Source organism: Marinococcus sp. LNHM3E3-2.2, assembly GCF_056034385.1.
Window position 1 is genome coordinate 127,875 of the sequence record NZ_JBQLIC010000002.1, and the last position, 26,478, is coordinate 154,352.

The 26,478-nt window shown below is 47.0% G+C and carries 26 protein-coding genes and 4 tRNA genes; 26 read left to right on the forward strand and 4 right to left on the reverse strand.

All coding sequences use genetic code 11. From position 1 onward, the window contains the following. Nucleotide 1 precedes the first annotated feature (1 nt). The 15 genes from ACTRXF_RS03195 (at nucleotide 2) to rlmH (ending at nucleotide 14,412) form a co-directional block, all read left to right on the forward strand. Nucleotides 2-1,972 carry a DHH family phosphoesterase gene (locus tag ACTRXF_RS03195; RefSeq protein WP_474261241.1) on the forward strand — a complete coding sequence of 657 codons (1,971 nt, stop codon included), beginning with the start codon at nucleotides 2-4 and terminating at the stop codon, nucleotides 1,970-1,972. Continuing rightward, nucleotides 1,969-2,412, forward strand: coding sequence for a 50S ribosomal protein L9 (gene rplI, locus ACTRXF_RS03200; RefSeq protein WP_474261242.1), 444 nt, complete (start codon nucleotides 1,969-1,971; stop codon nucleotides 2,410-2,412). The genes ACTRXF_RS03195 and rplI overlap by 4 nt, the downstream gene beginning before the upstream one ends. A gap of 96 nt (nucleotides 2,413-2,508) precedes the next feature. After that, complete coding sequence (gene dnaB / locus ACTRXF_RS03205; RefSeq protein WP_474261243.1) at nucleotides 2,509-3,873, forward strand: replicative DNA helicase; 1,365 nt, start codon at nucleotides 2,509-2,511, stop codon at nucleotides 3,871-3,873. A 220-nt stretch (nucleotides 3,874-4,093) separates the two neighbouring features. Further along, nucleotides 4,094-5,386 (forward strand): adenylosuccinate synthase, encoded by a 1,293-nt coding sequence (locus ACTRXF_RS03210; protein WP_474277759.1) that lies wholly within the window; start codon nucleotides 4,094-4,096, stop codon nucleotides 5,384-5,386. 142 nt (nucleotides 5,387-5,528) lie between these two features. Beyond that, nucleotides 5,529-5,604, forward strand: a tRNA-Lys gene (locus ACTRXF_RS03215). Between the two features lie 5 nt (nucleotides 5,605-5,609). Further along, a tRNA-Glu gene (locus ACTRXF_RS03220) sits at nucleotides 5,610-5,684 on the forward strand. A gap of 199 nt (nucleotides 5,685-5,883) precedes the next feature. Continuing rightward, nucleotides 5,884-5,959, forward strand: a tRNA-Asp gene (locus ACTRXF_RS03225). A 181-nt stretch (nucleotides 5,960-6,140) separates the two neighbouring features. After that, nucleotides 6,141-6,216 (forward strand) — tRNA-Phe (locus tag ACTRXF_RS03230). 227 nt (nucleotides 6,217-6,443) lie between these two features. After that, nucleotides 6,444-7,154: a response regulator YycF gene (yycF, locus tag ACTRXF_RS03235; protein WP_091615232.1), complete on the forward strand. Its 711-nt coding sequence runs from the start codon at nucleotides 6,444-6,446 to the stop codon at nucleotides 7,152-7,154. Nucleotides 7,155-7,157: 3 nt separating this feature from the next. Next, nucleotides 7,158-9,008: a cell wall metabolism sensor histidine kinase WalK gene (walK, locus tag ACTRXF_RS03240; protein WP_474261244.1), complete on the forward strand. Its 1,851-nt coding sequence runs from the start codon at nucleotides 7,158-7,160 to the stop codon at nucleotides 9,006-9,008. Beyond that, the gene (locus ACTRXF_RS03245) at nucleotides 9,005-10,369 is read left to right on the forward strand and encodes a YycH family regulatory protein (RefSeq protein ID WP_474261245.1); all 1,365 of its coding nucleotides are present in this window, start codon (nucleotides 9,005-9,007) and stop codon (nucleotides 10,367-10,369) included. Before walK ends, ACTRXF_RS03245 begins: the two co-directional genes overlap by 4 nt. Before the next feature lies 1 nt (nucleotide 10,370). Next, nucleotides 10,371-11,306: a two-component system regulatory protein YycI gene (gene yycI / locus ACTRXF_RS03250; RefSeq protein ID WP_474261246.1), complete on the forward strand. Its 936-nt coding sequence runs from the start codon at nucleotides 10,371-10,373 to the stop codon at nucleotides 11,304-11,306. 18 nt (nucleotides 11,307-11,324) lie between these two features. Next, entirely contained in the window at nucleotides 11,325-12,119 is a 795-nt protein-coding gene (locus ACTRXF_RS03255) for an MBL fold metallo-hydrolase (RefSeq protein WP_474261247.1), read from the forward strand. A gap of 213 nt (nucleotides 12,120-12,332) precedes the next feature. Beyond that, nucleotides 12,333-13,580: a S1C family serine protease gene (locus ACTRXF_RS03260; RefSeq protein ID WP_474261248.1), complete on the forward strand. Its 1,248-nt coding sequence runs from the start codon at nucleotides 12,333-12,335 to the stop codon at nucleotides 13,578-13,580. Between the two features lie 352 nt (nucleotides 13,581-13,932). Beyond that, nucleotides 13,933-14,412, forward strand: a complete 480-nt coding sequence (gene rlmH / locus ACTRXF_RS03265) for a 23S rRNA (pseudouridine(1915)-N(3))-methyltransferase RlmH (protein ID WP_474261249.1) — start codon at nucleotides 13,933-13,935, stop codon at nucleotides 14,410-14,412. Nucleotides 14,413-14,463: 51 nt separating this feature from the next. On the opposite strand, the gene ACTRXF_RS03270 is transcribed toward rlmH, so the two are convergent. Together ACTRXF_RS03270 and ACTRXF_RS03275 are read right to left on the reverse strand one after the other, a co-directional pair. Then, nucleotides 14,464-15,099, reverse strand: a complete 636-nt coding sequence (locus ACTRXF_RS03270) for a hypothetical protein (protein ID WP_474261250.1) — start codon at nucleotides 15,097-15,099, stop codon at nucleotides 14,464-14,466. A 183-nt stretch (nucleotides 15,100-15,282) separates the two neighbouring features. Further along, nucleotides 15,283-15,555, reverse strand: a complete 273-nt coding sequence (locus ACTRXF_RS03275) for a DUF4190 domain-containing protein (RefSeq protein ID WP_474261251.1) — start codon at nucleotides 15,553-15,555, stop codon at nucleotides 15,283-15,285. Nucleotides 15,556-15,755: 200 nt separating this feature from the next. On the opposite strand from ACTRXF_RS03275, the gene ACTRXF_RS03280 reads away from it, so the two are divergent. After that, the gene (locus ACTRXF_RS03280; RefSeq protein WP_474261252.1) at nucleotides 15,756-16,445 is read left to right on the forward strand and encodes a uracil-DNA glycosylase; all 690 of its coding nucleotides are present in this window, start codon (nucleotides 15,756-15,758) and stop codon (nucleotides 16,443-16,445) included. Next, complete coding sequence (locus ACTRXF_RS03285; protein WP_474261253.1) at nucleotides 16,442-17,284, forward strand: aldo/keto reductase; 843 nt, start codon at nucleotides 16,442-16,444, stop codon at nucleotides 17,282-17,284. Before ACTRXF_RS03280 ends, ACTRXF_RS03285 begins: the two co-directional genes overlap by 4 nt. 57 nt (nucleotides 17,285-17,341) lie before the next feature. On the opposite strand, the gene ACTRXF_RS03290 is transcribed toward ACTRXF_RS03285, so the two are convergent. Next, complete coding sequence (locus tag ACTRXF_RS03290; protein WP_474261254.1) at nucleotides 17,342-17,830, reverse strand: glutathione peroxidase; 489 nt, start codon at nucleotides 17,828-17,830, stop codon at nucleotides 17,342-17,344. 174 nt (nucleotides 17,831-18,004) lie between these two features. Between ACTRXF_RS03290 and ACTRXF_RS03295 the strand changes: the two genes are divergently transcribed. From ACTRXF_RS03295 to ACTRXF_RS03335, 9 genes are all read left to right on the forward strand, one after another. Beyond that, complete coding sequence (locus ACTRXF_RS03295; protein WP_474261255.1) at nucleotides 18,005-19,054, forward strand: AbrB family transcriptional regulator; 1,050 nt, start codon at nucleotides 18,005-18,007, stop codon at nucleotides 19,052-19,054. Between the two features lie 335 nt (nucleotides 19,055-19,389). Beyond that, nucleotides 19,390-20,670, forward strand: a complete 1,281-nt coding sequence (locus ACTRXF_RS03300) for an ammonium transporter (protein WP_474261256.1) — start codon at nucleotides 19,390-19,392, stop codon at nucleotides 20,668-20,670. Between the two features lie 3 nt (nucleotides 20,671-20,673). Continuing rightward, nucleotides 20,674-21,687, forward strand: coding sequence for a DUF294 nucleotidyltransferase-like domain-containing protein (locus ACTRXF_RS03305; RefSeq protein ID WP_474261257.1), 1,014 nt, complete (start codon nucleotides 20,674-20,676; stop codon nucleotides 21,685-21,687). After that, nucleotides 21,688-22,395, forward strand: coding sequence for an exonuclease domain-containing protein (locus ACTRXF_RS03310; protein WP_091615278.1), 708 nt, complete (start codon nucleotides 21,688-21,690; stop codon nucleotides 22,393-22,395). A gap of 44 nt (nucleotides 22,396-22,439) precedes the next feature. Then, complete coding sequence (locus ACTRXF_RS03315) at nucleotides 22,440-22,697, forward strand: MerR family transcriptional regulator (protein ID WP_462869050.1); 258 nt, start codon at nucleotides 22,440-22,442, stop codon at nucleotides 22,695-22,697. A gap of 117 nt (nucleotides 22,698-22,814) precedes the next feature. Further along, nucleotides 22,815-23,000, forward strand: a complete 186-nt coding sequence (locus ACTRXF_RS03320) for a hypothetical protein (RefSeq protein WP_091615281.1) — start codon at nucleotides 22,815-22,817, stop codon at nucleotides 22,998-23,000. Between the two features lie 167 nt (nucleotides 23,001-23,167). Continuing rightward, nucleotides 23,168-24,637 carry a nicotinate phosphoribosyltransferase gene (locus ACTRXF_RS03325; RefSeq protein WP_474261258.1) on the forward strand — a complete coding sequence of 490 codons (1,470 nt, stop codon included), beginning with the start codon at nucleotides 23,168-23,170 and terminating at the stop codon, nucleotides 24,635-24,637. 180 nt (nucleotides 24,638-24,817) lie between these two features. Further along, entirely contained in the window at nucleotides 24,818-25,117 is a 300-nt protein-coding gene (locus ACTRXF_RS03330) for a DUF5327 family protein (protein WP_474261259.1), read from the forward strand. A gap of 19 nt (nucleotides 25,118-25,136) precedes the next feature. Next, nucleotides 25,137-25,514, forward strand: coding sequence for a DUF423 domain-containing protein (locus ACTRXF_RS03335; protein ID WP_474261260.1), 378 nt, complete (start codon nucleotides 25,137-25,139; stop codon nucleotides 25,512-25,514). A 55-nt stretch (nucleotides 25,515-25,569) separates the two neighbouring features. On the opposite strand, the gene ACTRXF_RS03340 is transcribed toward ACTRXF_RS03335, so the two are convergent. Then, nucleotides 25,570-26,397: a DUF368 domain-containing protein gene (locus tag ACTRXF_RS03340; RefSeq protein WP_474261261.1), complete on the reverse strand. Its 828-nt coding sequence runs from the start codon at nucleotides 26,395-26,397 to the stop codon at nucleotides 25,570-25,572. Between the last annotated feature and the right edge of the window lie 81 nt (nucleotides 26,398-26,478).

Below are 26,478 nucleotides of genomic sequence, written 5' to 3' on the forward strand. Positions count from 1 at the left end.
CATGCCGAAGTTTTTAATACGGCGGTGGTACGGCTATCATATCGTCGGATTGTTCATACTAGCCGGAATAGCACTTGCCTTTCTCACCTGGTTTCAATGGGAAATAGGGGCTGTAGGATTTGTCCTGCTTGGAGCTTTGGCTATTTATGTTATCCAGGCGGAGCGTTCATTTGAAAAAGAGCTTGAACGGTATATATCTACGCTGACCCACCGTGTGAACAAGGCGGGGGAAGAGGCAGTAACCGAAATGCCTATCGGCATACTGTTATATGATAAGAATTATCAGATACAGTGGGCGAACCCCTTCATTCTTTCCTACCTGCCGAAGGAGTTCATGGGAAAACCGATCAGTACTGTATCTGAACGTCTGGCTGCAGCGATTAAGCAGGGGGAAAGCGAAATACATTTAACGATGAGAAATCGTCATTATACCGTTTATATTCACCGCGAAGAACGGCTGCTGTATTTTTTTGATATGACTGAAACGACGGATATTCAGGCGATGTATCAAAAAGAAAAATCAGTTGTGGCGTTTATTTATTTGGATAATTTCACTGAAGTTACCCAGGGCATGGACGATCAGACAAGAAGCCGGCTGATGAGTCATGTGACTACCGCTTTGAATGAGTGGGCGGGGGATCATGACATTTTACTGCGCAGCATCGCTGTAGACCGGTTTATTGCTATCATGAATCAGGACGCCCTTGATCATCTTGAGCAGACAAAGTTTGAGCTGCTCGATTACGTACGTGATATTACGAGTAAAGAGAAGGTGACCATCACCCTTAGCATCGGCATCGGTTCGGGCGAGCCCTCCCTGCAGGAGCTTGGTTCCCTGGCCCAGTCCAGTCTCGATCTCGCACTCGGACGTGGAGGCGATCAGGTAGCCATCAAGGACGCGAACGGAAAGGTGCGTTTTTACGGGGGAAAGTCCAATGCGGTCGAAAAGCGTACCCGGGTGCGCGCCAGAGTTATTTCCCATGCACTGCGTGATTTTGTTCTCGAAAGCGACCAGGTCATTGTGATGGGCCATAAAAATCCGGATATGGATGCTATTGGTGCTGCGATTGGCGTGCTTAAAATCGCTGAGGTAAATAATACAGATGCGTATGTTGTCGTAGATCCGGATGAAATTAATCCGGATGTGAAAAAGCTGATGGAAGAAATCGAAAACCATGAATACCTTTGGTCTCAATTTATTACGCCGTCAGAAGCAATGGATGAAGTGACGAAGCACACGCTGCTCGTTGTTGTGGATACACACAAACCCTCCATGGTTATCGAGCCGCGGCTGATTGACCGCGTGAACCGTACGATTGTTCTTGATCACCACCGCCGGGGAGAAGAGTTCATTGAAGATCCGGTGCTTGTATATATGGAACCGTACGCTTCATCCACAGCCGAGCTTGTAACAGAGCTTCTGGAGTATCAGCCGAAAAAGCTCAGTATGGATGTGCTTGAAGCAACGGCGATGCTTGCAGGCATTATTGTGGATACGAAAAGCTTCGCCATCCGAACCGGATCTAGAACGTTCGATGCAGCCTCATTTTTAAAAATGCACGGTGCCGACACGACTATGGTGCAGATGCTCTTAAAAGAAGATCTCGATCAATACGTGGAGCGGTCGCATCTTATCGAGCGGGCGGAGGTCTACCGTGACGGCATGGCTGTTGCCGCCGCTGCGGAAGATGAAATGTACGGCCAGATTTTAATCGCTCAGGCAGCAGATACCCTGCTTACGATGAACGATATCAAAGGTTCATTTGTGATATCTAAGCGTCAGGATGATAAAATTAGTATCAGCGCCCGTTCGCTTGGTGAAGTGAACGTGCAGTTAATAATGGAAGCTTTAGGCGGAGGCGGTCATTTAACGAATGCGGCAACGCAGCTGACCGATACTACGATTGAAGAAGCGGAAAAACGCCTGAAGCAGGCCATTGATGAATATTTGCAAGGGGGCACATCCGAATGAAAGTCATACTGAAACAAGACGTAAAAGGCCAGGGGAAAAAAGGTGAAGTTGCAGACGTATCCGAAGGGTACGCCAGAAACTATTTATTAAAGAAGGACCTTGCTGTAGAAGCGAGCAAAGGCAATCTGCGGGACCTGGAAGCTACGCAGAAAAAACAAAAAGAACGTGAGCAGGAAGAGCTTGAGCAGGCGAAGAAGTTTAAGGAGCAGCTCGAAACAACAGACGTAGAGCTTACTGCCAAAGCAGGAGAAGGCGGTCGTTTGTTCGGAGCGGTTTCTACAAAACAGATTGCGGAAAAGCTGAAAAGCATGAACATGAAAGTGGATAAACGTAAAATAGAAATTGACCAGCCAATTCGTTCACTTGGCTATACTAAAGTACCAATCAAGATTCATCCTGAAGTCACAGCTGTCGTAAACGTACACGTGACGGAAGAGTAACAGCTGCGTGGATGAATAAAGAGCCTGTTTCCCCGTCATAAACAGAGGGTAAGAACCAGGCTCTTTTTTTCAACACGTTCTATAGAGGTGAAAGCAATGAATGATATTTTCACAGAACGGGTCCCCCCGCAGAATATTGAAGCAGAACAGGCTGTTTTAGGTGCTGTCTTTTTAGAGGGCGAAGCACTCATTACTGCCACGGAGCATTTGATGCCGGAAGATTTCTATCGTCAGTCGCATCAGCGTATTTTTAATACGATGATTGAGCTGTCTGAACGGGGAGAGCCGGTTGATCTTATTACGGTCAGCACGGAACTGCAGGCAAAACAGGTGCTCGAAGAAATCGGCGGTCTTTCTTATCTTACCGATCTGGCAAATGCTGTACCGACAGCGGCCAACGTTGGTTATTACAGTCAGGGCGTATACAGTAAGTCCCTGCTGCGGCGGCTGATACGTGCGGCAACTAACATAGTGAATGAAGGCTACAGCGGAGAACATGATGTAGAGGAAGTACTTAACGAAGCTGAAAAGACTATAATGGAAGTATCGCAGGAGCGTCGTTCGTCTGCCTTCGTTTCCATCAAAGATGTACTCATTGAAACATATGACAATATTGAAATGCTGCAGAACCGGGAAAATGACGTAACCGGAATTGCGAGCGGCTTTGCCGAGCTCGATCATATGACTGCCGGATTTCAGCGCAGTGACCTGGTGATTGTGGCTGCGAGGCCTTCGATGGGGAAAACGGCCTTTGCCTTAAACATTGCCCAGAACATTGCAACAAAAACCGAGGAAAATGTGGCTATTTTCAGCCTGGAGATGGGTGCTGCCCAGCTTGTGCAGCGGATGCTCTGTGCAGAGGGAAACATTGATGCTAACCGTCTTCGTACCGGTGCGCTTCAGGAAGAGGACTGGGAAAAGCTGACGATGGCGATGGGGAGCTTATCTTCAGCCGGTATTTTTATTGATGATTCCCCGGGCATACGGGTAAACGATATACGTGCGAAATGCCTCCGTTTGAAGCAGGAACGGGGTATTGGAATGATTCTGATTGACTATCTGCAGCTGATCCAGGGAAGCAGCAGAGGCGGGGAAAGCCGCCAGCAGGAAGTTTCGGAAATCTCCCGAAATTTAAAAGCTCTTGCGCGTGAACTTGAGGTCCCTGTAATTGCGCTCTCCCAGCTTTCCCGCGGGGTGGAATCCAGGCAGGATAAACGCCCGATGATGTCTGATTTAAGGGAATCCGGAAGTATTGAGCAGGATGCAGATATTGTATCGTTTTTATACCGTGATGATTACTATGATCAGGAATCCGAAAACCAGAATATCATTGAAATTATTATTGCCAAACAGCGTAACGGGCCGGTTGGTACGGCCGAGCTCGCTTTTATTAAAGAATATAATAAATTCGTTAATTTGGACCGGCGACACGACGATAATCAGATCCCGCCCGGAGCTTAGACTCCGGGCTTTTTGTATAAGCGAACAAATTAAGCAAATAAAACTTTTAATGTTCGTGTTTTATTGACTTTGTGTGCCGTGGTTGATAGACTATCTAAGGGATTTTCTCCATAATAAAATAAGAATATGAAAACTTTAGATGAAGCCAAGTGAACGTTATTGGATAAGCAAGAAAAATATGCCTAAGGTGCCGGCAGGAGAGATTGTGGAGGTGGACGCTGTGTCGTCAATAGTAATTGTAGGAACTCAGTGGGGAGACGAAGGAAAAGGAAAAGTAACGGATTACTTATCAGAAAATGCGGAGGTTGTGGCCCGTTACCAGGGTGGAAATAACGCTGGTCATACGATTGTCTTCGGAGGAACTAAATACAAGCTTCATTTAATTCCGTCCGGAATTTTTTATGATAATAAAACATGTGTCATCGGAAACGGAATGGTTATTGATCCGAAAGCGCTCGTTGAAGAGCTGGAATATCTGCATGAGCGCGGCGTTGATACAAGCAACCTGCGTATCAGCAACCGTGCCCACGTTATTCTTCCTTACCATCTGCGTCTCGATGCCGTGGAAGAAGACAGCAAAGGCACAAATAAAATTGGAACGACCCGTAAAGGCATTGGCCCGGCTTATATGGATAAAGCTGCCCGCGTAGGCATCCGTATTGCTGACCTTCTGGATAAAGATGAATTCCGGGAAAAACTGTCGCGGAATTTGAAAGAAAAGAACCGTCTGCTCGAAAGAATGTATGACGCAGAAGGGTTTGAGCTTGAAGATATTCTGGATGAATACTATGAGTATGGCCAGTTCTTTGCGAAGTATGTCTGTGATACATCGGTAGAGTTGAATGAAGCGATCGATAAAGGCCGCCGGGTGCTGTTTGAAGGTGCGCAGGGCGTGATGCTTGATATCGACCAGGGCACGTATCCCTTTGTCACTTCCTCAAATCCTATCGCCGGCGGCGTAACTATCGGTTCGGGAGTAGGACCGTCCAAAATTCAGCACGTGGTGGGCGTTTCCAAAGCATACACGACCCGCGTTGGCGACGGCCCGTTTCCAACAGAGCTGTCTGACGAAACCGGGGACCAGATTCGTGAAGTCGGAAACGAATACGGGACCACTACCGGCCGGCCCCGCCGTGTCGGCTGGTTCGACAGCGTAGTCGTGCGTCATGCCCGCAGGGTGAGTGGGATCACCGATTTATCTTTAAATTCCATTGATGTTTTGACCGGTATTGAAACGCTCAAAATATGCAAGGCCTATAAGTACCGGGGAGAGATTATGGAAGAATTCCCTGCGAGCCTGAAGGTACTTGCAGAGTGCGAGCCGATTTATGAAGAGCTGCCGGGCTGGACAGAAGACATCACCGGTGCTTCGTCGCTCGGGGATCTTCCGGTAAATGCCCGTCATTACATTGAACGTATTTCCCAGCTGACCAACATTCCTATCAGCATTTTCTCAGTAGGCCCGGACCGGAATCAGACAAATATGGTCCGCGGTGTATGGGCTATCCAATAAAAACCACTAAGCATCTGCCATAGAGGCGGATGCTTTTTTCAACGAATCACTTTTTTCATGCAAAACTAGTTGAAATTGCATCTGTGACGTGATAATATTACTCATGTTGTCGTTATCCACAGCGACAATTTCTTCATATTAGGAGCCATTAGCTCAGTTGGTAGAGCATCTGACTTTTAATCAGAGGGTCGGAGGTTCGAATCCTCCATGGCTCACCATGAAAGGCCCGTTGGTCAAGTGGTTAAGACACCGCCCTTTCACGGCGGTAACACGGGTTCGAATCCCGTACGGGTCACCATTTTCTTATCAAGCAGAAAATGAACATCACTGAAACAAACGATAAGATTCGCAGTGTATTCCCCCTTACTCATTTTTGGAAAGAAGACACCAGAAGGTTGAGTTTGCCAGGGAGAGAGCAAAGGAACGTACAAAGCGTACGTGACTGCAGCGAACGAAAGCAGCAGACGATAAGATTCGCAGTGTATTCTTTTTAAAAAGGGCCTGTGGTGTAGTGGTTAACATGCCTGCCTGTCACGCAGGAGATCGCGGGTTCAAATCCCGTCAGGCCCGCCATTTTATTTTCTGATTTACTCATGGCCAGGCAGCTCAGTCGGTAGAGCAACAAGCGATACTTCTCCGAATGTTCTGCGAGTTGTCCGTCCCGAATTGCTTCATCGAATAAGCAAAGAATGAGGGTAAGGACAGTAGCCCTGGAAGCAAGAGCAGTATCTAAGCAAAATTATTTTTTTAGCATGGCTCGATAGCTCAGTCGGTAGAGCAGTGGACTGAAAATCCTCGTGTCGGCGGTTCGATTCCGTCTCGAGCCACCATTTTTATAAAATAACCAGCGCCTGGACATTGACGTCCAGGCGCTTTTTTCACAGGCTTTCGGCCTCGATAGGAACAGATAAAGAGCTGTGTTACAATGTGAAAGAGAATTGTAATCCTCTTAAATATTTTGCAATAAACATAAAGAGGCATACCTTTGCAGGATGTTACTACACATAGATGATTGAATTTATGCCTTTTCACATTTGAGGAATGGAGCGGTGGGAACATGGATGAGAAAATATTAGTAGTCGATGATGAACAGCCAATTGCTGATATATTAGAATTTAATCTTCAAAAAGAAGGGTTTCAGGTTGTTTGTGCATATGACGGCGACGAAGCTTTAGAAAAGGTGGATAATTTCGGTCCGGATCTGATTCTTCTTGACGTCATGCTTCCAAACAAGGACGGCATGGAAGTATGCAGAGAAGTCCGGAAGCGGTTTGATATGCCCATCATCATGTTAACTGCTAAAGACGGGGAAATCGATAAGGTGCTCGGTCTTGAACTTGGAGCAGATGACTATGTAACCAAACCGTTCAGCAACCGGGAGCTTCTGGCCAGAGTTAAAGCCAATCTTCGCAGGAAGCAGCCGGCAGCAGAAGAAGGCAGCACCGAGCCGCAGAATGCTATAAAAATCGGTGACCTTCTCGTAGACCCGGATGCTTATTTAGTAACAAAACGTGGGGAGCCGATAGACCTTACGCATCGGGAGTTTGAACTGGTTCTTTACCTTGGCCGCCATATCGGCCAGGTAATGACAAGAGAGCATCTTCTGCAGGCCGTGTGGGGCTATGATTACTTTGGGGACGTACGTACCGTGGACGTAACGGTGCGCCGTTTAAGAGAGAAAGTAGAAGACAATCCGAGCTTCCCTGAGTGGATTGTGACAAGACGTGGTGTTGGATACTACTTAAAACATCCAGAACAGGAGAAGTAATGTATGAAGATTATCGATTTTTTCAAATCGATTCATTTTAAACTCATTTTGATCTTCGTGCTGCTGATTTTTGTAGCGATGCAGTTCATTACCGTATTTTTCACGAGCGCTCTTGAAGACACGCTCGTGGAAAATTTTAATGATACGCTCGCCGAGCAGACCGATCTTCTGGAGTATAATGTGCAGGAAGAACTGACACAGAGTCGAGGAGAAGACGATAATACGGTTCAGGAGGATATCGACAGTTTATTAAGCCAATTTGCCAATTCAGGAGCAAATAATGATCCGGGACAGTCGAGTCCGGAAGCCAGGGTGATCGGCTCCAATCAGATTATTTTAGGCACGTCGAATATAAACGAGCAGGATATCGTCAATAACCAATCGAACGATGACCTTGTGCAGCGGGCGTTATTAGGGAATACGCTTGAAGAAGTGCGCTGGGACGCCGACAGCGGCCACAGGGTCAGCTTAATTGTGCGGCCGATCGAAGAAGACGGAGAAATTCTGGGTGTATTGTACGTGCGTTCCGACATGTCGAGCGTATACAGCCTGGTAAATGACATCAGCAGTATTTTAATTGCAGCGAGCATTATTGTGCTGATTTTAAACGCCATCCTTGGTATTTTGCTAGCCCGCACGATTACAAGACCTATCGCGGACATGCAGCGCCAGGCTAAAATTATGGGGGAAGGAGACTTTTCCCGCAGAGTCCGCGTGTACGGCAACGATGAAATCGGGCAGCTGGCCCATTCCTTTAACCAGCTGACGCTGAAACTAAAAGAGAGCCAGGCAAGCACCGAGGATGAAAGGAAGAAATTAAGCTCGGTTTTGACCCATATGACAGACGGGGTTATAGCCACTGATGAACTCGGGCGCATCATTTTGATGAACAAACGCGCTGAGCAGCTGTTAAACAAAAACAGCGACGAAATGGAAGGCACGTACATTACAGAAGCTCTGCATTTGTCTGAGACGCTGACATCGAGTGATCTGTATGATTATAATGAAGCGATTATGCTGGATTTCAGCAGCGAGGAACAGGATTTTCTGCTGCAGGCCAACTTTTCCATCGTGCGAAACGAAGACGGACCGGTTACTGGTCTGATTACCGTGCTTCATGATGTCACGGAGCAGGAAAAGATCGAAAGAGAGCGCCGGGAATTTGTATCAAATGTTTCTCACGAATTAAGAACTCCGCTGACTACGCTGAAGAGCTACATGGAAGCTCTCGAAGACGGAGCGATGCAGGATGAAAATCTGGGACCCCGCTTTTTACAGGTGACCCAGAACGAAACGGACCGAATGATCCGGCTCGTGAACGACCTGCTTCAGCTTTCGCGGATGGACAGTGACGAAATCAGCCTGGACTTTTTTACTGTGGACCTGTCTGAAATGATTAATCAGGTGATTGAACGCTTTGAAATGATTAACAAGGATAAAAATATTGCTTTCTATAAAGAAGTCCCTTCCTACCCGGTATACGTAGATATGGACAAAGACAGGATTTATCAAGTCTTTGATAACGTGCTTTCAAATGCCGTGAAGTACTCGCCGGATGGCGGGGAAATCAGTGTGCAGATGTTTACTCGTGCCGATGCTGTAGACGTGGAAATCAGCGATCAGGGTGTAGGCATTCCAAAAGAAAGCCAGCACCGTATTTTTGACCGGTTTTACCGGGTGGATAAAGCGAGAGCGAGAAACCTCGGGGGCACCGGACTGGGTCTTGCGATTGCCAAGGAATTTATCCATGCGCACGGCGGAAGAATTGCGGCTGACAGTGAATGGAAAAAAGGAACCACTATATTAATTACGCTGCCATATTCAGTGATTAATAAAGCGGAGGCTGGATCATGAAAGAAACAATCAAATCCTGGGTGTTAACGATTTTAGTAATAGGCAGTCTGCTTCTTACCTGGCAGAACTGGTCGTTTCAGCCCGAATATGATAGCGTCAATTCCTCTGAAACCGTACAGGAAACGACAGAAATAGCAGAGACCCGGGAAGCAGGTGAAATCGTCCGGCCGAATCAGGGAGTAGTGCGTTCAAATGGCAGAAGTGTTCTCATGACCGAGGACCAGGCTTCAACTGACCTGGACAAAGCCTTCCGGCAGCTCGAAGAGGCAAGCATCACAGAAACATCAGCGACTGACCTGGAGCATGATGAGCTGTACGAAAACGTCTCTTCAGCAGAATATTCGATGGAGCTTGTATTTCCGTCGTCGGTATCGTGGTCGATGATCAATGAACTGTTCAGCTTTGAGGATGAAAGCGATGAAGCATCCAGCATCCTGGATGGCTCGATTGACCGGATTATATTAACAGCTTCACCGGCAAGTGAAGAACTGAACGCTGCGTTTGTTTCCTACGATCAGGGTGTAGTTGTAAACAGCAACACCAGCCTGGATAAAAGCGATGTGGAGCACGAACGGTATCTCTCGGAATACGAAAACATGCTTACTTACAGTGCTGATGAAAACGGGTATGAAAAGCATATTTATATTCCCGAAGATCCGGGATCCCGGACGAATTATACCTATGCTTCCACGAGTTTATCAGCCAACAGCTTTCAGCAGGTGTTGCTGCCGGAAGGAAATGGACAAAACCTTCAGACGTACAACTATGATTCATCAGAAGTCATCACAGACGGCACGAGAGAGCTGCGGATTAATAATGCCGGGGATTACCTTCGTTATGCCAACCCAACCTATTCGGAGCAGACAGACGGTAATGATACAAGCAGCCTTGTTTCTTCCTTTGAGTTCGTGAACAATCATGCCGGCTGGTCGGATAATTACCAGTATTATGATTCCACCACCCTGGACGGAGAAACAACGGTTACCTTCAGAATGAATAAAGGCGGTCTGCCAGTCTTCCGGGACTCCAATGGCAGTGATTTTGCTTCCATTCAGGTGTCGAATGTAGGCACGCAGACAAGTGGGTATTCCCGGCCGCTGTTTGATTTGGAAAATAACCCGGTCAGGACCGGGGCTGCTGGTGTCTCCACCGATCTTCCCACCGGGGAAGAAACGCTCGATGCTGTACAGGAGCAGTGCAGTTCTTCGCTGATTGAAGATATACAAATCGGCTACAGCATTTCAAGAAACGGGGAAAATTCCGGCTATTATGACATGGAGCCCGGGTGGTTTGTCCGCTGCGATGGCAGCTGGTCTCCAGTGGATTTTGGCGGAGACGATAACGAAGAAGGAGGAGAATAAGATGGACTGGGCGAGAACAAAGACCATTTTTATTATTGTTTTCCTGCTTCTTAATACATTTTTGCTTTCGAGTTATTTAGAACAGCAGACCAATTACCAGGAAAGCTCTGCCTCCCAGACAGGCGGTGAGGAATCAGAACAGCGGCTCTATGGGTATCCAGAGGATGATCTGCCGGACCGGATTGAACAGCTTCATCTAGAAGCAAGCTACGTGGATTTTGAAGACGGGAGCCGCTCTCAAAAGGTAGAAGACAACTCAAACATTAGTGAAATTACGTATATATCAAACGAACGACTGATTGGAATGAGTGCTACGCTCGAGGAACCGGTGGAAATATCTGAAGCTAACCGGAACGAGGATCTGGCCTCCTTTTTAAGCGACTATGTCTGGAGTGCAGACGATTATGAACAGGGCCAGATGGATGAAGAGTTAAACAGGCAGTACTATTATCAGACGTTTGACGATAAGCAGATTTATAAACCGGAGACGTCTGCCCAGCTTGAGCTGGTGTTTAACGACCAGGACGAGATTGTGGGCTTCCGACAGTCGTATTTTGAGCTCGATGCCACTCCGGCAGACAGCACCATTCCTCCGGAGGATGCTATTGAAGCCCTGGGGAACCCGAGCAACGGTATTCTGCAGACAAACGATACGGTGAGCGATGTGAGCGTCGGTTACTTTAACCAGGTTACACCTCAGGGAGAAAACGTTTATTTATATACACCGATGTATATTGTGGAAGTAAACGGAGAATCGAGGTACCTGGTGAATGCCAGAACCCAGCGCGTCCAATCATGGGAGCAGGTAATGGAGAATAACGGCGAAGAGGATATCATGGTCGAACCGGAGGTGCCGGAAAATGACTCTGACCCGGAAGAAGATGCTGAAGAAGATGGTTCAGCGGAAAACGGGGAAGAAGCACCGGCTAATGAATAGGGAAAGCAGGAGGATAGAATGACACTGCAGTTCAGTGTACTTGCCAGCGGCAGTACAGGCAATGCTATTTACGTACAGACTGGGAAGCAGCGTTTGTTGATTGATGCAGGATTGAGCGGCAAAAAAATAGTGGAAAATTTAAATGCGATCGGTGTGGATCCAGCAGCTTTGGACGCGCTGATAGTTACCCATGAACACAGCGATCATATTAAAAGCGTCGGGGTATTAAGCCGGAAATACCAGCTGCCGGTCTATGCCAACGTAAAAACGTGGCAGGCGATGGAAGGGCTTATTGGGAAGGTACCCCTGGAACAGAAATTTCACCTTGACCGAAATCAGCCGGCTGCATTTGGCAATATTGAGCTTGAGCCATTCCACGTTTCGCACGATGCAGCAGATCCTATGTTTTTTGTGTTTCACCATGAAGGCAAAAAACTGGCGCTTGCCACAGATATGGGATACGTCAGCGACCAGATCAAAGGCACGGTAAAAAATGCCGATGCGTACGTTTTTGAATCAAACCATGACATTAATCTGCTTCGTATGGGCCGCTATCCCTGGAATGTTAAAAAACGAATCCTGGGTGATTCCGGACACGTGTCGAACGAGGACTCCGCTTATGCGCTCGCGGATATTGTCGGAGAGCGGACGAGCAGAATCTATCTCGCGCATTTAAGCCGGGACAATAACATGAAAGACCTGGCACGGATGACAGTAAAGCAGGTGCTTGAAGAAGAGGAAACAGGAATAGGTCATACGTTTCATCTCTACGATACGGATCCATTTCTTCCTACAAGCCTGCATACCCTTTAAACCAATATATATGGTACACCTTAGGGGTATTCTCTATAAACGTAAAAAATTATCAAAAGCGCGCCCTTTTACTGGACGGGGCGTGCTTTTTCTTCGTACAATAAATATACATCCCGGCACCCGAGACGGGTATGATAAAGGGTCTTCATTTCAGTATGTGTCAAAAGCACTGAAATCAGCCCCGGTATCTTATGAAAAAGGAAGTGTCGGAATATGGGTTATTATGATGATCATGCAAGAAAAGAAAGTCAGAAGCAAAAGAAAAGTCGCAGAAATGTAGGTATCGCGGGCTTTGTGGGGGCAATTCTCGGTGCAGGGGTAATGACAGTATCAGCACCGTTTATATATGATTCGGTTTCAGGGGAAAATACTGAAACGATTGACGGGACGGCGGATTTATCGGACAACGGTTCCGGATCCGACGTCTCTACGGAAGAAGTCAGTGCAGAGGCTGGCACGGTAACAGCAGCAGCAAACGAGGTTTCCGGGGCTGTAGTCGGAGTGTTTAATCAGGTTCAGTCAGAAAACGCCGGTATTCAGGGCAGCGAGGACCAGGGCGAAGAATCTGTCGAACAGGGGACCGGCTCTGGCGTTATTTATAAAAAGGAAAACGGCTCAGCGTTTATTGTTACCAACAACCATGTGGTAGAAGGAGCAAATTCAGTAGAAATCAGCTTAGAGGATGATACCCGGCTGGAAGCAGAGATTGTCGGTACTGACCCTTATACTGATCTGGCCGTGTTAAAAGTAGATGGCGGACAGATAGACACGGTAGCTGATTTTGGCAGTTCGGATGACCTGCAAGTAGGTGATCAGGCAATCGCCATTGGGAATCCGCTCGGCACAGATCTGTCACGAACAGTGACAGAGGGAATCATCAGCGCGAAGGACCGCAGTATTCCGGTGGATTACGACGGGGATGGACAGGATGACTGGGAAGCAGACGTCATGCAGACGGATGCAGCGATCAACCCCGGCAACAGTGGTGGTCCTTTGGTCAACAGCTCAGGTCAGGTCATCGGCATTAATTCGATGAAAATTGCCCAGTCTTCGGTGGAAGGCATCGGGTTTTCGATTCCAACATCAGTGGCAGTGCCGATCATTGAAGATTTAGAAGAAGACGGCGAAGTAGAACGCCCGCAGCTGGGTGTTGCTATTCAATCAATTTCTGAACTGTCAAGCTACAACTGGACAGAAGAGCTGGGACTTCCGGAAGATGTGGATCACGGAGTGTACGTGACCCAGGTCCAGCCAAATTCTGACGCGCAGGAGGCAGGACTCGAACAAAACGATGTGATCACTCAAATTGACGGCGAAGAAGTACAGGGAGGCAGCGACCTCAGGAATTATCTCTATAACAGCACCGAAATCGGAGATACAGTTACTATAACGTATTACCGGAACGGGGAAGAGCAGACAACGGATATAGAATTAACACAGACAGCATCCACAGGTGAATAAATCAATTCAGGGCCTTCCATTGAAGGCTCTTTTTTTGTGGATAAATATAGATATGGTCGAACTGAAGAAAATATATGCTACAATAGACGCGGAGAAAATTGTATGGAGAAAGAGAGACAAACCCTTGCTATACTGCTGTAAAGAACATATAAGATAATTATTGGATGACGTATTGTAAAATGAAAAAAGTATAGCTGTGGGTGTGGATAGGATTGTGGATGAAAGTGAAAAAATATCCACACCCTGTGAGTATCGGGGAGAAAAAGCAGAATATATCTTGTCAATTTAGGCTCGTTCACTTGTGAATATGTGGACAATTTCTGTGGAAAAATAAGCTGGAGGGAAAAGACCTGTGAATATATTGATTATTGCCGTCGGTAAATGCAAAGAAACATTCATCAATGAAGGAATCGCAGAATATAAAAAAAGACTGAGCAGGCAGGGCTCCTTGGAAATTGTTGAAGTAAAGGATGAAAAAACACCGGAGCAGGCCAGTGATAAGGAAAATGAGCAGGTAAAGAATACAGAGGGCGAACGCATTCTCAAAAAGATTCCTGAACGGGGATACGTGATTGCTCTTGAGCCGGAAGGCAGAATGATTTCTTCTGAACAGCTGGCTGCAACCTTCCAGGATTTAGCCGTACAGGGAACGAGTACAATTGTTTTTGTCATCGGTGGATCGCTCGGCCTATCCGGGGAAGTATTAAAGCGGGCTGATTTCAAATGGTCATTTTCTGCGTTAACCTTCCCCCACCAATTAATACGCCTGATGCTTACAGAGCAGATCTACCGTGCAGTACAAATTAATGCGGGTAGCCCGTACCATAAGTAAAAGGAATGTAAAAAGCGCTTACTCTTAAAGGAGCAGGCGCTTGTTTAACAGTTAATTATTGTAGGCGCTTAACTGTTCTTCATAGGCGAATTCGACCATAACAAAATCATAGCCCCAGTCGTTGTAAGCGTTTTGCAGAAGCGTTTCCTTTGTACCTGTGTCGATGGAAAGCTCTGATAAGCTCTCGTAGGCAGCTCTCTGCTCCTCTATGACGAAATCCTGCATGACGTAGTCGTCAGGCCAGTCGCTCTCTGCATTTTCTTTAATACGGGTCTCTGCCTCTTCTTCAGTAATCGAAGCGATAACGTTCGTGTAGCTTCCGTCTGTCTCTTCGCTGGAATCGGATGAAGCTTCTGTCTCTTCTTTCTCCTCGTTGAAGGTCCCTGCTTCTTCTTTTAATTCTGCGTTTTCTTCCTTAAGCTCTTCGTTTTCTTCCAGTAAATTCTGGTTCTTTTCCTTTAGATTTGTTTTCTTTTCTTTTAGACTGTTCTTTTTCTCGCGGAGTTCTTCATTTTTTTCCTGCAGATTGGACACTTTTGTTTTCAGTTTCTGGTTCTTTTCCTTTATTTCCTGCAGTTCTTCCTTCACAGAAGACCCTGAAGCAGCTTCGGTCTCTATAGAAGTACTGCAGGCTGAAAGCATGAATAAGGAAACAAGACCTACGACAGGTACAATCTTTTTGTTCATATAACCTCCTAATAAAATGTATTTAATAGTTATATAGTACTGCCGGTGAGAAGGATAAACAAGTATTTGTTTGCCGGCCATTTCTTTTTATAGGCAGCTGCTTTTTTTGCAGGGATGCTTTACTTTACGGACAAAAATTCGGCGCTTTTAGGTGTAAAAAACCTAAAAGCGCCGATACTTTTATCATAATACAAAAACATTTAACGTAATGATAGCTCCTATTATCGTTCCAATTAAGCTGAAAATGACTCCGGCCAATGCTGCTTTTCTTCCGCGGTAATGATAGTTTTTAATGTCCTTTAATGCTTTAATCCCGGTCCACAAACCAATAATACCGAAAATTACACTGAAAGGAAAAAGAATTACAAGAAAAATGAATGCATCAAACCCCAGGACTAAGGAAATGATGGCTTTAAGGCTTCTTGGCTGGGTCGCCACTGTATCAGTTTCATTCATGGGCTGCCGCTCCTTCACTATACCAGATCACATTATCGTCTTTTTTATCGTAACGCGACTGTGAAGCAAAAACAATGAACAGGAGTGGCATTCTATTGACATTTCCCGGACTGCTTACGTTTGATCTTTCTAAAAAAAGGATATTAAGGATTTAGAGCATACAGTAAAAGAAATCAGCAGGCGAAGGAGTCGACGCGGCTATGGAAATTCTGCAGAATGACTGGGCTCCTGTGCTCGAAAAGGAATTCGAAAAAGAGTACTATCAGGAGCTGCGGGAATTTTTAAAAAAAGAATACCAGGAAAAGACCGTCTATCCTGATATGCACGATATTTTTAATGCGCTGCATTATACAGGATACGAGAATACAAAAGTGGTTATTCTTGGTCAGGACCCCTACCACGGGCCGAAGCAGGCCCACGGGTTAAGTTTTTCCGTAAATCCGGATGTTTCCATCCCCCCATCGCTGAAAAACATCCATGCAGAGCTGGAAGAAGACCTGGGCTGTGAAAAACCGCGTCATGGTTCCCTCGTTTCCTGGGCAAAGCAGGGAGTGCTTCTGCTGAACACAGTACTTACGGTGCGAAAAGGGGAAGCGAATTCGCACAAAGGACAAGGATGGGAAACCTTCACAAATGAAGTAATCCAGCAGACTAACGAAAAAGAGTATCCCGTGGTATTCATTTTATGGGGCCGCCATGCACAGGCAAAAGAAGAGCTTATTACAAATGAGCATCACTTAGTCATTAAATCTCCACATCCGAGTCCGTTTTCCGCTAATAAAGGATTCTTTGGAAGCCGCCCGTTTTCAAAAACCAATCAGTTTTTGAAAGAGGCCGGGCGTCTGGAAATTGACTGGTGTATTCCAACAGAGGAGGAAGATCGTACATGAGTATTCAAACATCTGTAACAACCTTAGCAAACGGAGTAAAAATGCCGTGGTTAGGCCTTGGCGTCTATCAGGCAGAAAAAGGTGAAGAAGTAAAAAATGCTGTTTTAACCGCCCTGCAGGCAGGCTATCGCTCCATCGACACCGCTTCCTTTTATGACAACGAAGAAAGCGTCGGAGAAGCGATTCAGGAAAGCGGAGTGCCGCGTGATGAATTGTTTATCACCACAAAGCTTTGGAACAATGAACACGGCTTTGACGAAGCGCTGGAAGCCTTTGAGCGCTCCCGTAAAAAACTCGGCGTTGATGTAGTGGACCTTTATTTGATCCATTGGCCGGTTCCCGGAAAGTTCAAAGAAACTTGGGGAGCGCTTGAGAAGCTGTATAAAGACGGCAAAGTACGTGCCATAGGAGTCAGTAACTTTACCGAACAGCACCTCGAAGAGCTGCTGAAAACAGCAGAAATCACGCCGATGCTGAACCAGGTGGAGTTTCATCCGCGTCTTTTCCAAAAAGCCCTGTTAGAATACTGCCAAAGCCATGATATTCAGCTTGAAGGCTGGAGACCGCTTGGGAAAGGCGATCTTCTTGAACACGATGCGGTGAAAGAAATTGCTGACAAGCATGGCAAAACGCCGGCACAGGTTCTGGTACGGTGGGCCCTTCAAAATAAGGTTGTATCTATTCCTAAGTCTGTTACAGCCGAACGGATCCGCTCTAATGCAGAAGTGTTCGATTTTGAACTCGATACGAAAGACATGGACACGATCAACGGCATGAATGAAGACGCCCGTTATGGTCTGCACCCGGATGAGTTCGATTACGCGTCAACGACAAAATAATGAAGTAAAGCAGCCGGCATATTCGCTATGCCGGCTGCTTTTTTATGTTTACCATCTTTAAGACTGCTGAAGGCCAGTTTCAATCATGCTCGTTATTTGCGGATCGGTCGGTTTTGTACTGCTTTTGAAGCTGCCGAGAACTTCGCCGTGGCGGGAAACAAGAAATTTCTCAAAATTCCATTCGATCTCACGGTCTGGGCTCGTCTGCTCCAGAAGCCAGTCGAACAGGGGATGTTTTTCGTTTCCTTTGGCATGGATCTTATCAAAAATATCGAAGCTGACCCCGTAATTGGTTTCGCAGAATTCCGTGATATTTTCAATAGTGTCCGGCTCCTGGCCGCCAAAGTCGTTCGAAGGAAAGCCGAGTACCTGAAAGCCACGGTTTTTGTATCGTTGATACAGCTCCTCCAATTCTTCGTACTGCGGAGTGAATCCGCATTCTGAAGCAGTGTTGACAATCAGCAGTACCTCTCCCCTGTACTCGTTCAGTGTTTTTTCTGTGCCATCAGCCTGCACGGCCTCAATGTTGTAAATACTGGAAGTCATAATTTCCTCCTTTGAGCGAATAATACGTTTCATATAACCTCCGCCATTCCCATTCAAACTCCTGTGCTGTGAATAAAATGCAATTAATGCAGGAAATAGCGGGAAGGTTTTTCAATTTCATCAGGATGCTATAATATTAACCGATATGGATGAATGAGGAAAGAAGGCATCAGGATGAAGCGGACAAAACTTTTATTATTAGCAGCTGCCGTACTAACAGGCAGCTTGTTTACCTACTTACAGCTGCCGGCAGGATGGCTGCTTGGCGGGCTCGTGACAGGGATTGTTTGCGGGATGGCGTACAAACGGCTCGTTTTTGATGGCTGGCCGTTCCGCACCGTTCTTGCTTTGATTGGATGCAACATTGGTTTTATGATGGAGCCCGGCATCTTTGCTCTTCTGGGACAGTATATTTTTCCGCTGATTCTTACCCTCAGCTTAACAATGGCGCTCGGCGTTGGTCTCGGCTGGCTGATGAACCGCTGGACGGATCTCGATCCGCTGACGGCTTATTTTTGCTGTGTCCCGGGAGGCGCTTCGGAGGTGATCGGCTTAAGCAGCGATTACGGAGCTGACAACCGCATGGTCGCGGCATTTCACACTACGCGAATAACGCTGTTTGTGTTAACGATACCAATTTTTATCGGTCTTACGACCCCGGCGGATATTGGCTCGATAGGAAGTGCCGGACCGGCGATATCCGAAGTCTCTCCTACAGTAATGGGAGTGTTCGGTATTTGCGTTGTGGCCACGGTTCTGCTTTATTATTTGTATAAAGTACCGGCAGGAACGTTGTTTTACGGGTTACTAATTGGATTTGTCGTTGGCCACTGGGTGGTGACAACAGACAATGGACTCCCCTCTGTTATCGGTGGGAGCGGCCAGGCTCTGCTCGGAGCGATGGTCGGTATCCGTTTTGACCGTCCGACCTTTTATAAATTAAAGGAGATCGGATGTCCAAGCGCGGTGCTTCTCGGGTTTTACTTCATTTTCAGCCTGCTGCTCGCTCTAATGTTTCACGCTGCTACGGGTCTGCCGTATGTGACGAGTCTTCTCAGCACAGTCCCTGCAGGGGCAGCAGAGATGAGCAGCACGGCGGTTGCCTTACATCTTGAACCGACTCTTGTATCGAGTCTCCATATTATAAGAGTGCTTGTGTTGTTTCTCTGCCTGCCATTTTTTGTGCGTCTGCTGCAGAGGCTTATTCAAAAACAGTCGGTATAGCAGAACTGAATAGAAATAGACAGCTGGGGCGATAATTAATTTTATCGTCTTTTTTTTGGGAGAAAACGCTGGAGAAAAAATAAAAAGACTATTATTTTAAGGTAACGCTTTCAAAAATAATGAAAACAAAATTATTTCGTAAAATAATAAACCTTTTGAACCCGTTGCATATCACTGATTTTTCGGATTTTTAAGTCATAAGGAGGATATTTTTGTGTGAGATTATCTTACATAGTACTAGATTCTGAAAATTTAAACGGTAAAATACTATTTAACGCAAGATGTTAGCTAAGTTCACATGAATCTTGCACGATAATAACAGAGGGGGAAAAAACGTGGATCCGATAGTATTGCTTGATAACCTTTGGGTTATGCTTGGATTTATTTTAGTTATTCTTATGCAGGGTGGATTTATTCTATTGGAAGCAGGTTCGACCCGGATGAAAAACGCGGGTCACATTGCAGGAAAAACAATCTTTACACTGGGGATTTCCTCACTTGTCTTCTGGGCTGTCGGGTACGGTTTTATCTACGGTAACGACGTTGGAGGCATCATCGGGCTTTCGAACTTCTTTTACGGGGACGCAAGCACCGCAGACGGTTTAACGCCTGCCATCGACTTTATCTTCCAGCTCGCATTTGCGGCGATTGCCCTTACGATTGCTTTTGGCGGTTTCGCTGAACGTGCGAAGCTTGCAGCTTACGTAGTCTTCGCTATTTTATTCTCTGCCATTGTGTATCCAATAATTGCACACTGGATCTGGGGCGGCGGCTGGATTTCCGGTCTTGGCAAACAGGACTTTGCCGGTTCCACAGTAGTCCATTTGACTGGTGCGATGGGTGCTCTTGCGGCAACAATTTTACTTAAGCCGCGTATTGGGAAATACAATAAAGACGGTTCGGTCAACAATCTTCCAGGTCATAACCAGGTGTTTACTGCTTTAGGGGTGCTTTTCCTGTGGGTCGGCTGGTTCGGCTTTAACGGAGCGAGTACCTTCGGTGTAGCGGACGGTTTCTTTGGTTATGTTGCAATGAATACACAGCTGGCAGCGGCGGCGGGTGCTTTTGCAGCACTTCTGATTGCCTGGGCTGTGCTCGGAAAAGCAGACGTACCAAGCATGCTGAACGGAGCACTGGCAGGACTTGTAGCAATTACCGCTTCCTGCGCATTTGTAGCTCCATGGGCATCCGTGGTTATCGGCGCAATTGGTGGAATACTCTGCTTCTTCAGCGTTCGTTTCTTTGAAAAACGTAACATCGATGATCCAATTTTCGCCCTTTCAGTTCACGGTATGGCTGGTATCTGGGGTACGCTTTCTACCGGTTTCTTTGCTACACCGCAGCTTGCTGAAATGAACGGCGGCCGTGCCGGTTTATTCTACGGCGGCGGGCTGACCCAGCTGGGTGTTCAAGCAATCAGTGTCGTAGCTTGCGGACTGTTTGCACTCATCGCTTCTTACATTATTCTCTTAATTACAAAATCGATCATCGGCGGCCTTCGCGTATCGGAAGAAGAAGAAATCATGGGTCTTGATATGAGTGAGCACGGTGCATACGGGTACCCGGAAAACGTGCAGCCTACTACAGACAATTCTTCGGAAAGAACAGGAGCATAAATTATGTCGAATTCTTCATTCTCACAAGCACAGGGATTTTCAGCAGAACCTTCCTTTAAGAGCTATGAAGAAATAAAAAAAGACAAAGAAGAGAAGATGGACGATTTGGCGGGAGAGCCAGTAAAGCTTAATGAAGCCCACGATATGTGGATTTCAGAAACGGTTACTCTTGCTGTTCATCATCACCAGAGTGAGCGGGGAGACCTTCCTGCTCACTTTGCTTTTTTTCTTATGGGAAGCGCGGGAAGACAGGAGCAGGCGAAGTTCAGTGATCAGGATCATGGTATTGTTTTTGAAGGGACAGACGACGAACACCAGGATTACTTTCTCGGCCTCGGAGCAGAAATACGTGAAGGAATGGCGATCGTTGGATACCCGCGCTGTGAAGGACTGGTTATGGCTTCGCACAAACGCTGGTGCCACGGGGTGGAAGGGTGGAAAAAGCAGGTGGATGGCTGGATTGAAGCCGATGAATGGGGACCGTTCCGCCACCTGCTCACCTTTATCGATGCCAGGACGCTGGTGGGAGAAGATGAGCTTCTTGAGGAAGTAAAGGAGCATGTCTTCGAGCAGGCCGGCCAGCGAGACGTATTAAAGCGATTATCCGAAAACACTGCGTACCTGCACAAGGGCCTCAACGCTTTCGGCCAGCTTCTCCCGGAAGAAAAAGGGCAGTACGCAGGCTCGATGCACATTAAAGATGTTGGATTTTTCCCATACGTTCATGCTCTGCGTCTGCTTGCGATCCATGAGGGGATTCATGCTTCCTCCACGATAGAACGCATCCGGCAGGTGTCGGAAAAACATTCCTATGTGAAGGGCAAGGACGTGCATTTTAAAAATCTGCTGGAGCTGCGGGCTTCATTTTCCAAGAAACAGAATGTTTATGAAGATGTTCACTACGTACCGCTGCAGCAGCTTTCGAAAGCCCAGAAGTCCGAGTTGAAATCTGCATTAAAAGAAGGAAAACACTTGTTTCAGCACACAAAAAAAATCATGGAGTCGGGTGATTTTTAGATGTTTCAATGGATGCGCAGTATTTCTAGTCGATTTGGCGGTCTGGACTCCACGAATCCCCAGCATCAGTCTTTTATGCGTCAGCTGCAAAAAGATGTAAAGGCAGAGCAGCCTCTGCAGAAATCGCTGTCTTCACTGAACGTCACCGTCCTTGATCTGGAAACCTCGGGCTTTAACGCAGACGCCGGAGATAAGATATTGTCGATGGGAGCGATTAAAATTAAACACAACCGGCTGGTCCGGGACGATGCCTTTTATACGCTTGTCCATGAACCAGAGGCTGTGTCCCCGGAGGTAAGCGAAGTCACCGGTTTAACAGCGGAGGAATTGGAAGCAGACGGCCAATCGATCAGCGAAGCTCTCGAGCAGTTTTATCAGTTTGCCCAGGCGGATATACTCGTAGCGCATCACGCCTCCCATGAACGAAAGTTTCTGCAGAAGTATACGTACCGGACGATGGGAACGAACCTGCAGCATCGTCTGCTCGATACTTCGTTTGTGTTCAGTATTGCTGCCCCGGATTTTGAATTTCGTTCGCTCGATGACTGCTGCAACTATTACGACATCCCGATAAAAGGAAGACACAATGCTCTAGGGGATGCCATTATGGCGGCTGAGCTCTGGACACGCTCCATCCAGACGGTACAGGAGCTTGGCTATGAGACACTTCAGGACGTATATGCACATCTCAGCCACCGCCGGAGGTAACCCCTTACGGCAGGCTGAAAAAATTTATAAAGGAGGAGGGCGCGGTGAAGGGTAATATTCCTCGTAATGCTGCTTGTTTTCCCATTAGCGTGGTACAAGAAATCACATCATTGTCAGCTCGCCAAATCCGTTACTACGAAGAACAGGGGTTGATCAATCCAGAGCGAAATCAGGGAAACCAGCGCCTGTTTTCGATGAATGATATTGATCGGTGTCAGGAAATCAAAGAGCTTATCGACCAGGGGTTAAATATTGCCGGTATCAAAGCCGTGCTCTCCGTCCGGGATAAGAGTTCAAGTTGAGGAATTATCGCAGGATATGCATTAATAAAAAAGTCCCTTTTTTAAAAAAATTCTTTATATCTGTTTGAATAAAGAAGTGAACGGGAACACTTTCGAAACAACGGAGGTGTTTTATTCATGTCATTTATCATAGTAGAAGATATTCAAGTACCGGCGAAAAAATTCGACGAGCTTGAAAACGCCCGTGAAGACGCATCGGAAAAGGAAGTAATTGTCCGCAATAACGATGGCCAGTACTGGGTGATTGACGAAGAAGACTATGCGAAGATCGAAGCCTACGGCTATGAGCTTGTAGAGAAGTAAACGCAGACGTATAAGAGTCCGCACCTGATTCAGGGCGGGCTCTTTTTTAAATGTACCCGGGACAAGAGGGAAACGGGTTTCAATGGAAAGAAGAAGTGAAAAAGTACAAGTAGTGCAAACACGACTCAGGCAAGTACAAATAACAGGATTTAAAAGGGGGGACTGGAATGACACGCTATGAAGATGACAGTTTATCGCTCCATACCGATTTATATCAGGTGAATATGGTGGAAACGTATTGGCGGAGCGGCATGCATACCCGGAAAGCCGTATTTGATCTATATTTTCGGGAGCTCCCGTTTGGCAATGGGTTTGGCGTATTTGCCGGATTGGAACGGGTCGTACACTTTTTGGAAAATTTCCGGATGACAAAGGAAGACCTTACTTATCTGCGGGAAGAAGCAGGCTACGGGGAAGATTTTCTTTCCTATTTAGCGGAACTCCGGTTTACCGGCAGTGTTTATGCGATGAAGGAAGGCGAGCTTGTCTTCGGCAACGAGCCGATGATCAAAGTAGAAGCGCCGCTCGGAGAAGCCCAGCTGATTGAAACCGCGCTGTTAAACATGGTGAACTACCAGACACTGATCGCTACGAAAGCAGCCCGCATTAAACAGGTGACGGGTGGGGACGGACGAGCGATGGATTTCGGTCTGCGCCGGGCCCAGGAGCTTGACGCCGGGCTGTGGGGGAGCAGAGCGGCTTTTGTCGGCGGTTTTGAAGTAACGAGCAATGTCAGGGCCGGAAAAGTATTCGGGCTTCCTACAGCGGGCACACATGCGCATTCTATGGTACAGGCATGTGAAACAGAGTATGAAGCCTTTAAAATGTATGCCGAGCACCACACGGATTGCGTATTTTTAGTGGATACGTACGACACTCTCCGCTCGGGAGTACCTAATGCCATCAAGGTCGCAAAAGAGATGGGTGAAAATATCCGCTTCAAAGGCGTGCGTCTCGACAGCGGGGATCTGGCCTACCTGTCCAAAGAAGCAAGAAGAATGCTCGATGAGGCCGGCTTTACAGACACCCAGATTATTGCCTCCGGAGACCTGGATGAATATACAATTACCAATTTAAAATCCCAGGGGGCAGAAATTGATACGTGGGGTATCGGTACCAAGCTTATCACCGGGTATGACCAGCCTGCTCTTGGAGCTGTATACAAGCTTGTGGCGATTGAAAACAATAATGGTGACATGCGTGACACGATGAAAATTGGAGCAAAAAAATCCGGCAATCTGGAAAAAATGACTACCCCGGGCGTGAAAAATGTTTACCGGATAATAAATACTGAAAACAAACGCTCGGAAGGAGATTACATTACGCTTTCCGGGGAAGAGCCAAACGAGCAGGAGGAGCTGCACATGTTCCATCCGGTGCACACGTATATCAGCAAAAAAGTTCAGAATTTCAAAGCGGTGAATCTTCATGAAACAATATTCAAAGACGGTAAGCTGGTTTACAGTCTCCCGTCCATGACAGATATCCAGACCTATATGCAATCAAATCTGCCGCTTTTATGGGAAGAATACAAACGGTCGTTAAATCCTGAAGAATATCCAGTTGATTTAAGCCCGAAATGCTGGGAAAACAAAGTGCAGAAGATGCATGAAATTCAAAACGAATTTAGTCGGTAAAAGAACAGTCTGCCGGGCCGAATTTTTCGGTTCGGCAGTTTTTTTATACTATCTGCCGGAAAATTGCGAACGTCTCGTGACAATGAGGAGAAACATAGGGCTGCGGGCTGTACATATGATATAATTTGACAGAATTCCAAATGTGAATGCTTTGAAGCAGAGAAAGGGAGGGCAGAGCCTATGCAGATATCTGTTCAGACCGTGATTGAAAAAATGGAAGAGGAACTGCTCCAGCTCGCAGAGCAGGGGGAAAAGGGAGACGAGCGGGCGCTGCAGGAGCACGCAAGAACGCTTCGAAACTATTGTGATATTCTGCTTTCTTCCAGGGCCGGGGAAGCACAGCGCCCGGCTGCAGAACCTCCGCAGCCAAAAGCTGCGGCTCCTGCCCCGGAAAAGCCTGCAGCATCGAGGCCGAGCCGTGAAACGGTGGAAGAGGAAAAAGATATTCCGTCAACGGAAGGTAATTTACTGGATTTTTAATTAAGAAGGAGACTTAGGCATGCTGTGGAAAGTACTCGTTGTGTTAGGGGCAGTAAACGCTGCGTTGGCAGTGGGAATTGGGGCGTTCGGTGCCCACGGCCTGGAGGGCCGGCTGTCGAACCGGATGCTTGAAACGTATAATACCGGAGCGCAGTATCATATGTATCATTCCCTGGGACTGATCGCTATCGGTGCTGTAGCAGCTTATACTGGCGGAGGATCAGCGCTGTTGGGATGGTCCGGATGGCTGTTGTTTGCAGGAATTGTTTTATTTTCCGGCAGCCTGTATGTGCTGTCGCTTTCTGGCATTTCCTGGCTGGGGGCCGTAACTCCTTTAGGCGGAGTGGCTTTTATTGCCGGGTGGATTTGTTTAATTATTTACGTGCTGAAAGCCTAAGAAAAGCCGGCTGCGGTTAAAAATCCGCAGCCGGCTTTTCTCTTTTTCATGGGAATTACACTGCTCTGGTACGATCGATCCGGCCAAGGAAAAGCGCCAGGCCGAGGCCGACGGCAAACATTACCAGGCTGACGATAAAAGCAATCACACCGTCATTTAAGCCGGGAAATATAACGTAAAGCGACCCAAGGAGCAGGCCGGTAATCACCGCATACGTTCCGACAGTATGAGCACGCAGCAGGTAACGAAGGAGCTTACTCATAATGGCGATCCCTACGAGCACGCCGACTCCGAAGGTGAAAAGCACAGGCAGGTTCAGTTCTGTTAAGGCGTTGATCACCGTCTGATAAACCCCGATGATTACGAGCACAAACGAACCGCTGATGCCGGGGAGAATCATCGCTGTGCTCGCAAGCCATCCTGAGAAAAATAAGGTGGCAAAGCTTCCTGCGCTGCCGGTGGCAATGACAGCTGTCTCCTCATCCCCCTGGAAAAGACCTGAAAGAAGGACAATTACGGCTGCGATCAGCAAAATGACGTAATGATGCTTTTTAAAATTCGTTTTGTAATTCACCTTGTATAAAATAAAAGGAATCGTTCCGAGAATTAATCCAAAAAAGAAGAAAAACGTCGGCTGCGGGTGTTCGGCAAGCAGCCATTCAAGCAGATGAGCAAGTGACAGAATAGCTGTCCCCATCCCTACACCGAGAGGAATTAAAAAGCCGAGCTGCTGCTTCCACTGGCGTGAAAAAAGCAGGCTGATGGCAGACAACAGCCGGTAGTAAATACCAAGGATTAACGCCAGAGTGCCGCCGCTTACGCCCGGTATAACGTCACTAGCTCCCATGGCCATGCCGCGTAAAATATTTTTCCATTCAATCATGTACATCGAGACTCCTCGTTCATCAAAATTGTTTTATGTAAAAACTGCAAATTTTTCACAGCATCAATTCTTTATATCATG

Excerpts from the sequence above, each read along its gene's own strand:
- ACTRXF_RS03195 (WP_474261241.1), top strand. The coding sequence starts at position 2 with ATGCCGAAGTTTTTAATACGGCGGTGGTACGGCTATCATATCGTCGGA.
- rplI (WP_474261242.1), top strand. The coding sequence starts at position 1,969 with ATGAAAGTCATACTGAAACAAGACGTAAAAGGCCAGGGGAAAAAAGGT.
- dnaB (WP_474261243.1), top strand. The coding sequence starts at position 2,509 with ATGAATGATATTTTCACAGAACGGGTCCCCCCGCAGAATATTGAAGCA.
- yycF (WP_091615232.1), top strand. The coding sequence starts at position 6,444 with ATGGATGAGAAAATATTAGTAGTCGATGATGAACAGCCAATTGCTGAT.
- walK (WP_474261244.1), top strand. The coding sequence starts at position 7,158 with ATGAAGATTATCGATTTTTTCAAATCGATTCATTTTAAACTCATTTTG.
- ACTRXF_RS03245 (WP_474261245.1), top strand. The coding sequence starts at position 9,005 with ATGAAAGAAACAATCAAATCCTGGGTGTTAACGATTTTAGTAATAGGC.
- yycI (WP_474261246.1), top strand. The coding sequence starts at position 10,371 with ATGGACTGGGCGAGAACAAAGACCATTTTTATTATTGTTTTCCTGCTT.
- ACTRXF_RS03255 (WP_474261247.1), top strand. The coding sequence starts at position 11,325 with ATGACACTGCAGTTCAGTGTACTTGCCAGCGGCAGTACAGGCAATGCT.
- ACTRXF_RS03260 (WP_474261248.1), top strand. The coding sequence starts at position 12,333 with ATGGGTTATTATGATGATCATGCAAGAAAAGAAAGTCAGAAGCAAAAG.
- ACTRXF_RS03270 (WP_474261250.1), bottom strand. The coding sequence starts at position 15,099 with ATGAACAAAAAGATTGTACCTGTCGTAGGTCTTGTTTCCTTATTCATG.
- ACTRXF_RS03275 (WP_474261251.1), bottom strand. The coding sequence starts at position 15,555 with ATGAATGAAACTGATACAGTGGCGACCCAGCCAAGAAGCCTTAAAGCC.
- ACTRXF_RS03280 (WP_474261252.1), top strand. The coding sequence starts at position 15,756 with ATGGAAATTCTGCAGAATGACTGGGCTCCTGTGCTCGAAAAGGAATTC.
- ACTRXF_RS03285 (WP_474261253.1), top strand. The coding sequence starts at position 16,442 with ATGAGTATTCAAACATCTGTAACAACCTTAGCAAACGGAGTAAAAATG.
- ACTRXF_RS03290 (WP_474261254.1), bottom strand. The coding sequence starts at position 17,830 with ATGACTTCCAGTATTTACAACATTGAGGCCGTGCAGGCTGATGGCACA.
- ACTRXF_RS03295 (WP_474261255.1), top strand. The coding sequence starts at position 18,005 with ATGAAGCGGACAAAACTTTTATTATTAGCAGCTGCCGTACTAACAGGC.
- ACTRXF_RS03305 (WP_474261257.1), top strand. The coding sequence starts at position 20,674 with ATGTCGAATTCTTCATTCTCACAAGCACAGGGATTTTCAGCAGAACCT.
- ACTRXF_RS03310 (WP_091615278.1), top strand. The coding sequence starts at position 21,688 with ATGTTTCAATGGATGCGCAGTATTTCTAGTCGATTTGGCGGTCTGGAC.
- ACTRXF_RS03320 (WP_091615281.1), top strand. The coding sequence starts at position 22,815 with ATGTCATTTATCATAGTAGAAGATATTCAAGTACCGGCGAAAAAATTC.
- ACTRXF_RS03325 (WP_474261258.1), top strand. The coding sequence starts at position 23,168 with ATGACACGCTATGAAGATGACAGTTTATCGCTCCATACCGATTTATAT.
- ACTRXF_RS03330 (WP_474261259.1), top strand. The coding sequence starts at position 24,818 with ATGCAGATATCTGTTCAGACCGTGATTGAAAAAATGGAAGAGGAACTG.
- ACTRXF_RS03335 (WP_474261260.1), top strand. The coding sequence starts at position 25,137 with ATGCTGTGGAAAGTACTCGTTGTGTTAGGGGCAGTAAACGCTGCGTTG.
- ACTRXF_RS03340 (WP_474261261.1), bottom strand. The coding sequence starts at position 26,397 with ATGATTGAATGGAAAAATATTTTACGCGGCATGGCCATGGGAGCTAGT.